We start from the raw sequence: 7,645 nt of genomic DNA, 5'->3' as shown, positions 1-7,645 counted from the left end.
CCGTACAACTGACGTAACAGGTGACGTACAGTTACCAGAAGGCGTAGAAATGGTAATGCCTGGTGATAACGTTAAGATGACAGTAACGCTAATCGCGCCAATCGCGATGGACGAAGGTCTTCGTTTCGCTATCCGTGAAGGTGGCCGTACTGTTGGTGCTGGTGTTGTTGCAACTATCGTTGAGTAATCAACTGTTGTAATACATTAAGCATTAAAAAAACCCGAGCTTAGCCTCGGGTTTTTTAATGTCTGAAGTAAAATTTAAGTATTAATGTTATCGCTGTAACAGAGTAGGAGCATGAACTTAATCAGTTAGTAACCAGCATTCTTACGTAATTCATCAAGCATATCTTGGTTACCCATTATTTCGTCAAGCGTTGCCCTGACTGCATTGTCAGAGCTGTTGTTATAAACTGACAGTAGATGCTGCGCCATTTGCTTCGTATAACCATCTTGTTTATTTTGAGCTTGGTAGTATTGCGCCATCAGTCCTTGTGCAGCTAAGCGACGGATATAATCATTCGTGTCTTGCTCTAACAAGTTTGTAAATTGCTCTGCAAGGCGGTAATCAAGTACCGGTGTTTGAGTTGATAACTCAATAGCTTGAATTTTAAATTTTTCATCACTACTGTTGTTCGCTAAATTTAAAATGTTACCTACTACTTCATAGTCGTACTCAGGCATAGTAGATTTATTTAGAATATACATATTCATTTGCAGTTGGCTCAGTGCAGCTAACCTATTTAAATCAGAGATGCTTGGATCTAAAGTTTGCTCTCTTAATTGAGAGTTTATTTGTTTAGCATAATCAGGTTCTGATTTGATCCTTAAATCATAGTCTTCTGGTAAGTCTGCATAAAAGCTATAAAGAGGATTTTGCTTACGTCGTTTTTCATCTTCTTGCTGCTGTTTTTCCTCTAGTACGTCAAGAACAAGTTCCTTAAATTCGTCGGTATCTTGTTCTTGATAAGAGCCATTAGCGTGCAGTGTTAAGTTTGCTACTTTGCGTTGTAGCGAACTTACTTTCTTGCTTAGTTCGTCAATTAAGGCTTCATTTGATTGCTGATATTCTGCAGGAGTACTAATAGAAACTGTGGGGCTTAGCTGTTGCTGCTTGGGTTTATTAAGCGAACTGGGCTGATCTTTAAAAAATGTTCCGTAGCATGAAATTACCAAGGCAAGTGTTGCTATAGTAATCGCAAGAGTTCCTTTGTTTATAGTCATAAAATAATCTGCCTCTAAAATGGGTAATTTATCTGTTTTCGAAATATAAGTCTGTTAAAAAATGTGTTAAATGAGGATGAAATATACGGGTTAATTAAGAAGGGGGGGGCGTGAGTGGCGAAATACGGTGTTTAAATTGGCTATAAGCGCTAGACCTAAGCCTAGCGCGTAAAGCTTAATGCGATTTTGCGTATTGCTCAGCTTGCTTCCACACTCTTAGTGTATTGCCGCTTAAAATCTTTTTAATATCGGTATCACTGTAACCTCTGTCCATCAAACCTTGAACTAGGTTAGGGTAGCTAGATACATCCTTTAAGCCGATAGGCAGTGAGTCACCTACACCGTCATAATCAGAGCCAATACCAACATGTTCGATACCAATTAGCTTCACAACGTGATCAATATGATCAAGAACTTGCTCAAGGCTAGCAAATGGAAATGGATTTTTAGCGCGGTACATCGCATCAAAATCTTTAGCTACTTTTTTGCCTTCTTCAGTAATTGTTTGTTTTTTACTTTTGAATTGATCGTACCAACTTCCGGCTTTTGAAGTAACAAAACTTGAACCAAAGTTAATTTGAATCACACCACCGTTCTTTTTAAGGGCTAACAGCATGTCGTCATTCATATTACGCTCAAAACCCGGCGTGTATTTACGTAGTGAAGAGTGTGACGCAATAACGGGTGTGTTAGACAATTCCATTACTTGATAAAATGCATCGTCCGAAATATGCGATACATCAATCAGCATGCCGATGTTATTCATCTCTTTTACTAGCTCTTTACCGAATGGGCTTAAGCCTTTCCACTTGCGACGAATATCGTATGATGAGTCAGAAATATGATTGCTTTGCGAGTGAGCTAGGGTGATGTAACGCACGCCACGATCAAAAAAGTGTTGTAGGTTTTTCATTTCGCCCTCGATAGGCGATCCGTTTTCCATACCCATGGCAATCGACATTTTACCTTGCGCAAATTGTGCTTCTATATCGCTTGTTGAGCTGGCAATGGCAAACTTATCTGGAGCACGAAACGCAATCGCTTCCATACCATCAATCAATTGATTCGCTAATTGAAAGCTTTTTCCTTTGCCTTCAAACTCTAAATGAGCAGGAATATAAATCGACATAAATGGCGCGTTTAAACCGCCTTTTACTGCACGAGGGTAATCAAAATCGCCGCCCTCAGTGGCTTTAGTTACATCCGCCCATTTGTCATGAATACGGTAAGGTACATCGATGTGGGTGTCGATTAAAATGGTATCGTGAGCAAGCTTGATTGCTTTATCTGAAGGGGTTATTTCAGCGCTGACTGCGCCGGTTAATGCAATCGACATTGCAGCAACTAGTGAGCTTAGTTTTATCATTTATAATGGCTCTTTGAGTTAAAAAAACCATTGTCTATTTTTACGCCGTGTCTGACAAGTTTACTCGTCGAATTGCGCTTCACTTTGCATAGCTTTGAATTCGTTTTTCGAGATAATGGTGACCGACTCGTGCAGCTCAGAGAAAAAAACCATGGCTTCACCGCTTTTTAATTGCTGATTTACTTGCGCCACTTTACTTTCAATACTGAATTCTTGTTCGCCATAATCTGTGCCTTCACGCAGTACATAGCTTTCAATTAGGTTGTACAGTGTGTCTTTATCAAGTTGTTCAAAAGGAATAATCATAGTCACTCTTTATCGGTGTTATTAAATACACATTGCTTAAAATAGTCAGGCACTACTTGCTCTAACCAATACACGGGCTTAAGTGGATTGTTACCGCTAATAAAGCCAACGTGGCCGCCTTTTTCAGAGATACGCAGCGTAACATGCTCACTTACATCCTGACTACTTGGAACCGCTTTAATCGACAGCATAGGGTCGTCTTTGGCATGAATAATTAGTGTAGGTGTCGCAATATCTTTTAAATATGGCATCGCACTGGCTTTTTTGTAGTAATCGTGTGCATTCTCAAAGCCATGCAACGGTGCTGTAAGCTGGTTATCGAACTCTAATAAATCATCAATTTCCATTAATTGATCAGTGGTGATCGGTATCTGCTGTTTAATTTGCGGTAATTTACGTTGCATCGACTTTTTCATTCGATCGAGCAAATATTTTTGATAAATTTTACCTAAGCTTTTACGAATAACATCACTAGATGATGATAAATCATAGGGCGCAGATATCACGGCAGCTGCGTTAAGCGGGCAGTGAATGTTTTCTTCGCCTAAATACTTAGCCAGTACATTACCACCCAATGAAAAACCCACCGCTACAATAGGGCGATTTGGAAACTGTTGTTTTAAATGATTTATAAAAAAAGCTAAATCGGCGGTGTCGCCACTATGGTAGGCTCTTGGTAAGCGGTTTACTTCGGTTGAGCAGTTTCTAAAGTGCATCAATACGACAGCAAAGCCTTGCTTTTTTAATGCCTTCATCATGCCTTTGGCATAAAAACTGTTGATATTGCCTTCAAGTCCATGAAGTACCACTGCGAGTGGTGCTTTTTCGTTATGCGGGAGTGACCAAGCAAGCTCAATAAAGTCACCGTCGGGCGTATCAAGTTGCGCAAGTTCGTAGCGAGTATGATGAAAAGGGCGGAAAAAACGCGGTATTATGGTTTGAACGTGTCGGTTGGTCATCCACCATGCGGGTTTGAACTTAGAGATCATGTCTGTACTACGCACTTTGCAATTAACGAAGCGCTAGTGTAGCAAATTTTTTATATTTAAAAATAAAAAGCGCCTAATCAGTAAACTAATAAGGCGCTTTGTGCGTCGTGCTTAATGCTGTTCTTTAATATCTGCATCGTGTACTTTTTTCATGAAAAAATACACAAAGAAGAGGCATAAACTAATAACGACGCCTAAAAATCCAAATGATAAAAATAGTACTGGGTCGCTAAAAAAATCTCTAAAGAATACGTCCATAATTGCCTCCTGATGTCTATGGGGTAATCATAGGCTGGCTCAGTGGTACTTGATATGATCCAGATCAAGCTATTTTACAGATTATAAAATGGGCAATGCAGATGTTGATTTTGATCAATAAAGTTAAGTCGATTTTGCACTTTTTAGTAAATTATCTGCGATTTTTTAATCACTTTTATAATAAAGATGGTCAGCAAAGTTCAGCTTTGAATAACCGTTGCTTTGTTTTAGGTTAAATAAAATAAACCTGGTGTTAAATATATTTGACATGGCTAAAAAGTGAACTTATAGTTTAAAAGTCAAAAATATTTCACTTGGAGTTAGCTTTATATGACTCGTTCAGAGCACTTTAAAGAACTTTTACAAAGCATAAGTTTTAGAGAACTGACGCTGAGTATCGATTTACTAGTAAGCGTGTACATATCTTACTTTTATGTAAACAGCCTAATGAATGCGAGTACGCAGCAGCTTAGTTCTGTTTCTTGGTTATCTGGCTTATTGCTACAGGTGTTAATTTATTCTGTGATACTTATAGTATTGAGCTATTTATTACTTACATTTATCAGTGATAATGAATTAAATCAGCCACCTGATGTGAGAGAAAAGCAAATAAATTTAGTGGGTTATAAATACAAGGCCATAATCTTACAGGCGGGAATTTGTGTTGCTATTTTTCAATATCAAATTGAAGCTAATAACTGGGGCCCAGCTATCGAATATAATATTCCATATTTACCAATGCATATCATGGTAGGCGCTTTTTTGATTGCCGAAATAGTCAATTACATAGCGCAGCTTTATAAAGGCAGAACGGGTGATATCTATGAGTGAGTATGCAATAACTAACTCTATTCGAACATTACGCTTTTTACGCGATGAAATGACGCAAAAGCAGTTAGCAGATGCTATTGGCGTAACGCGGCAAACGGTAATGGCAATTGAGGCAAATAAATATTCACCCACTTTAGAGGTGGCTTTTAAAATTTCTTTAGTTTTTAACTTACCTTTAGAAGAGGTATTTCAATACAAAACTAAAGATATATAGCTTGGTGTATAAAAGTAAACCAAAGTAACCATGTATATAAGAGCTAATATTCATAATATAAATGGCTTTATGATCTGATGAAATTAATAGTGAAAAATTATGTCAAATATTTATCGCTGTTATTGGGCGTTGCACAAGGTGTTAAATTCATACTATTAACTTCATCAATCAATATTATCTGTTGCTGCTTTTCTAATTTTAGCTCGGCACCGAGAAGTGCTTTTCGAATTGCGGCGTAATCTGTAACCTCGGTTTTATTGGCTTTTAAATAGGCACGTGTGGCTCGTAGTGGCTTCAATGCCTGCTTATCAAACTCACTAATTGATTGTTCAAGCTTGCTTAGCTGTGTTTGGTTAATAGCTAGATTTAGAGAATCTAAGTAATACAGCAACAAGCATAGGTTGACGTTTTTACCTAGCTGGTTTTGATAATCCAACAGGCGCGTTTGCATGTCACCTTTGCTATAAAGGTTACATGCAAACTGCCAAAAATCGTTGCTTTTAAGCAAGTTCATCGGCGAATGCCTGCTCTTTTTGTTCCATTTCTTCAAGGGCCATAAGTAGCTCTTCTTCAACATCGTTAAGTTTAGGCGTGAGTGTGGCTTGTTTAGTAATTAACTCTTTAAGCTTGCCTTTATTTTCGTCGTTATAGAGAGTGTTATCGCCTAGCGCCTCTTCAACGTCAGCTAGTTCTGCAGCAAACTTATCTAATTGCTTTTCAAGTTTTTCAATTTGCTTTTTCAGCGGCTGAATCGCTTTTCTAAACTCTGCCTCTAAGCGCTTTTGCTCTTTACGGTTAACTTGTGAATGGGCTTTTGGCTCTTCGTCGGTGTCGTTTTTAGCGGCTTCTTTATTAGCATTAAGCAGCCACTGATAATATGCATCTAGGTCGTAGCCAAATTGGGTGACCTCGCCATTATCAACTAAATAAAATTCATCGGCGGTATTTTTAAGCATATGACGGTCATGCGATACCGTGACCATAGCGCCTTCAAAGCCTTGTAATGCCATAACTAAAGCGTGGCGCATTTCTAAATCAAGGTGGTTGGTTGGCTCATCGAGTAGTAGTAAATTTGGTTTTTGATAAACCAACATAGCCAGTACTAAACGGGCTTTTTCACCGCCAGAAAAGGGAGCCACAGGGTCGAGTGCTTTATCGCCTACAAAGGCAAAACCGCCTAAAAAGTCACGCAATGATTGTTCGCTGGCTTTAGGGTTTAAGCGTTGCAGGTGAGTGACGGCACTGGCTTTTAAATCTAGAGACTCCAGTTGATGCTGCGCAAAGTAGCCAATGTTTAAACCTTGATGCTGAAACACTTCACCTGCTTGAGGTTGTAAGTCACCTGATAGTAATTTAATCAGTGTTGATTTACCTGCGCCATTTCTACCCAGTAGTGCAATACGGCTGCCTGGTACTAAGTTCAGCTTAATACTGTTTAAAATGGTGACATCGCCATAACCGGCTTTGGCTTTGTCGAGTGTCATTAGCGGATTGGGCAGGGCGGTTGGCTCAGCAAATTCAAAATCAAATGGCGAGTCAGCATGTGCTGGGGCAAGTTTTTCCATGCGCTCTAGCGCTTTAACACGGCTTTGTGCCTGTTTGGCTTTACTGGCTTTAGCTTTAAAGCGGGTAATGAACTGCTCAAGATGCGCTATTTGTTCTTGTTGTTTTTCAAACATGGCTTGCTGCTGCAATAGGCGCTCAGCTTTTTGGCGTTCAAACTGCGAGTAGTTACCTTTGTACACATTAATAAGTTGTTTATCTATATGCCAAATTTGATCGACCACAGCGTCTAAAAACTCACGGTCATGAGAAATAAGTACTAGCGTGCCGGTGTAGGCACGTAAAAAACGCTCGAGCCAATACACGGCATCTAAATCAAGGTGGTTTGTTGGCTCATCCAGTAACAGTAAGTCGGCATCGCGAATAAGCGCTTGGGCTAAGTTTAAGCGCATGCGCCAACCACCCGAAAATGCACTTACCGGGTTTTCTATTTGATTATTAGCAAAGCCTAAACCATGTAACAGCTCACCTGCTTTGGCTTCAATGCTATAGCCTTTAATATTTTCAAGCTGAATATGCACTTTAGCTTGAGTGTCGCCATCGTTATTTTGCTCGGCTTCACGCAACGCAATTCTTAGTGCGTAGTATTCAGGGTGGCCTTGCAGTACGTAATCTATGGCGCTTATTTCAAGGGCGGGGGTTTCTTGCTTTACTGAGGCCAGTGACCAATCCTTAGGAATACTGCAATTACCGCCATCTAACGAAAGCTCAGACTTTAATAAACTAAATAGCGTTGACTTACCACAGCCATTGGCACCAACAAGGCCTACTTTGTGCTCTGGAAATAATGTAGCCGATGCATTTTTTAATAAAGCTTTGCCACCGCGAAGCAGTTCTATTTCTGAGATTTGGATCATAAATACGTTACTTTACTGTGCCTTGATTGAATTGCCG

The 7,645-nt window shown here is 39.5% G+C and carries 9 protein-coding genes; 3 read left to right on the top strand and 6 right to left on the bottom strand.

From position 1 onward, the window contains the following. Positions 1-187: EF-Tu C-terminal domain-related protein (locus CWB75_RS11895; protein ID WP_502704782.1), on the top strand; the 187-nt coding region annotated here is incomplete at its 5' end. Positions 188-312: 125 nt separating this feature from the next. Here the strand turns inward: CWB75_RS11895 and CWB75_RS11890 are convergent. From CWB75_RS11890 to CWB75_RS11875, 4 genes are all read right to left on the bottom strand, one after another. Continuing rightward, positions 313-1,224: a hypothetical protein gene (locus CWB75_RS11890; RefSeq protein ID WP_138570727.1), complete on the bottom strand. Its 912-nt coding sequence runs from the start codon at positions 1,222-1,224 to the stop codon at positions 313-315. A gap of 175 nt (positions 1,225-1,399) precedes the next feature. Next, positions 1,400-2,590: a dipeptidase gene (locus tag CWB75_RS11885; RefSeq protein WP_054202807.1), complete on the bottom strand. Its 1,191-nt coding sequence runs from the start codon at positions 2,588-2,590 to the stop codon at positions 1,400-1,402. A 60-nt stretch (positions 2,591-2,650) separates the two neighbouring features. Further along, entirely contained in the window at positions 2,651-2,896 is a 246-nt protein-coding gene (locus CWB75_RS11880; RefSeq protein ID WP_069438560.1) for a YheU family protein, read from the bottom strand. 2 nt (positions 2,897-2,898) lie between these two features. Next, positions 2,899-3,885, bottom strand: coding sequence for a hydrolase (locus CWB75_RS11875; protein ID WP_138570726.1), 987 nt, complete (start codon positions 3,883-3,885; stop codon positions 2,899-2,901). Positions 3,886-4,473: 588 nt separating this feature from the next. Between CWB75_RS11875 and CWB75_RS11870 the strand changes: the two genes are divergently transcribed. Continuing rightward, the gene (locus CWB75_RS11870) at positions 4,474-4,974 is read left to right on the top strand and encodes a hypothetical protein (RefSeq protein WP_010392329.1); all 501 of its coding nucleotides are present in this window, start codon (positions 4,474-4,476) and stop codon (positions 4,972-4,974) included. Continuing rightward, positions 4,967-5,188 (top strand): helix-turn-helix transcriptional regulator, encoded by a 222-nt coding sequence (locus CWB75_RS11865; RefSeq protein ID WP_010392331.1) that lies wholly within the window; start codon positions 4,967-4,969, stop codon positions 5,186-5,188. The genes CWB75_RS11870 and CWB75_RS11865 overlap by 8 nt, the downstream gene beginning before the upstream one ends. Positions 5,189-5,285: 97 nt before the next feature. Here CWB75_RS11865 and CWB75_RS11860 read toward each other — a convergent pair whose 3' ends face one another. Further along, positions 5,286-5,702: a TIGR02444 family protein gene (locus tag CWB75_RS11860; RefSeq protein ID WP_138570725.1), complete on the bottom strand. Its 417-nt coding sequence runs from the start codon at positions 5,700-5,702 to the stop codon at positions 5,286-5,288. Next, positions 5,689-7,608 (bottom strand): ATP-binding cassette domain-containing protein, encoded by a 1,920-nt coding sequence (locus CWB75_RS11855; protein WP_075170819.1) that lies wholly within the window; start codon positions 7,606-7,608, stop codon positions 5,689-5,691. The genes CWB75_RS11860 and CWB75_RS11855 overlap by 14 nt, the downstream gene beginning before the upstream one ends. Between the last annotated feature and the right edge of the window lie 37 nt (positions 7,609-7,645).

The organism is Pseudoalteromonas sp. S1608, assembly GCF_005887265.1.
GTDB lineage: Bacteria > Pseudomonadota > Gammaproteobacteria > Enterobacterales > Alteromonadaceae > Pseudoalteromonas > Pseudoalteromonas undina.
The sequence above is the reverse complement of the archived record's forward strand: the minus strand, read 5'-3'. Positions and strand labels throughout refer to the sequence as shown.

Excerpts from the sequence above, each read along its gene's own strand:
- CWB75_RS11890 (WP_138570727.1), bottom strand. The coding sequence starts at position 1,224 with ATGACTATAAACAAAGGAACTCTTGCGATTACTATAGCAACACTTGCC.
- CWB75_RS11885 (WP_054202807.1), bottom strand. The coding sequence starts at position 2,590 with ATGATAAAACTAAGCTCACTAGTTGCTGCAATGTCGATTGCATTAACC.
- CWB75_RS11880 (WP_069438560.1), bottom strand. The coding sequence starts at position 2,896 with ATGATTATTCCTTTTGAACAACTTGATAAAGACACACTGTACAACCTA.
- CWB75_RS11875 (WP_138570726.1), bottom strand. The coding sequence starts at position 3,885 with ATGATCTCTAAGTTCAAACCCGCATGGTGGATGACCAACCGACACGTT.
- CWB75_RS11870 (WP_010392329.1), top strand. The coding sequence starts at position 4,474 with ATGACTCGTTCAGAGCACTTTAAAGAACTTTTACAAAGCATAAGTTTT.
- CWB75_RS11865 (WP_010392331.1), top strand. The coding sequence starts at position 4,967 with ATGAGTGAGTATGCAATAACTAACTCTATTCGAACATTACGCTTTTTA.
- CWB75_RS11860 (WP_138570725.1), bottom strand. The coding sequence starts at position 5,702 with ATGAACTTGCTTAAAAGCAACGATTTTTGGCAGTTTGCATGTAACCTT.
- CWB75_RS11855 (WP_075170819.1), bottom strand. The coding sequence starts at position 7,608 with ATGATCCAAATCTCAGAAATAGAACTGCTTCGCGGTGGCAAAGCTTTA.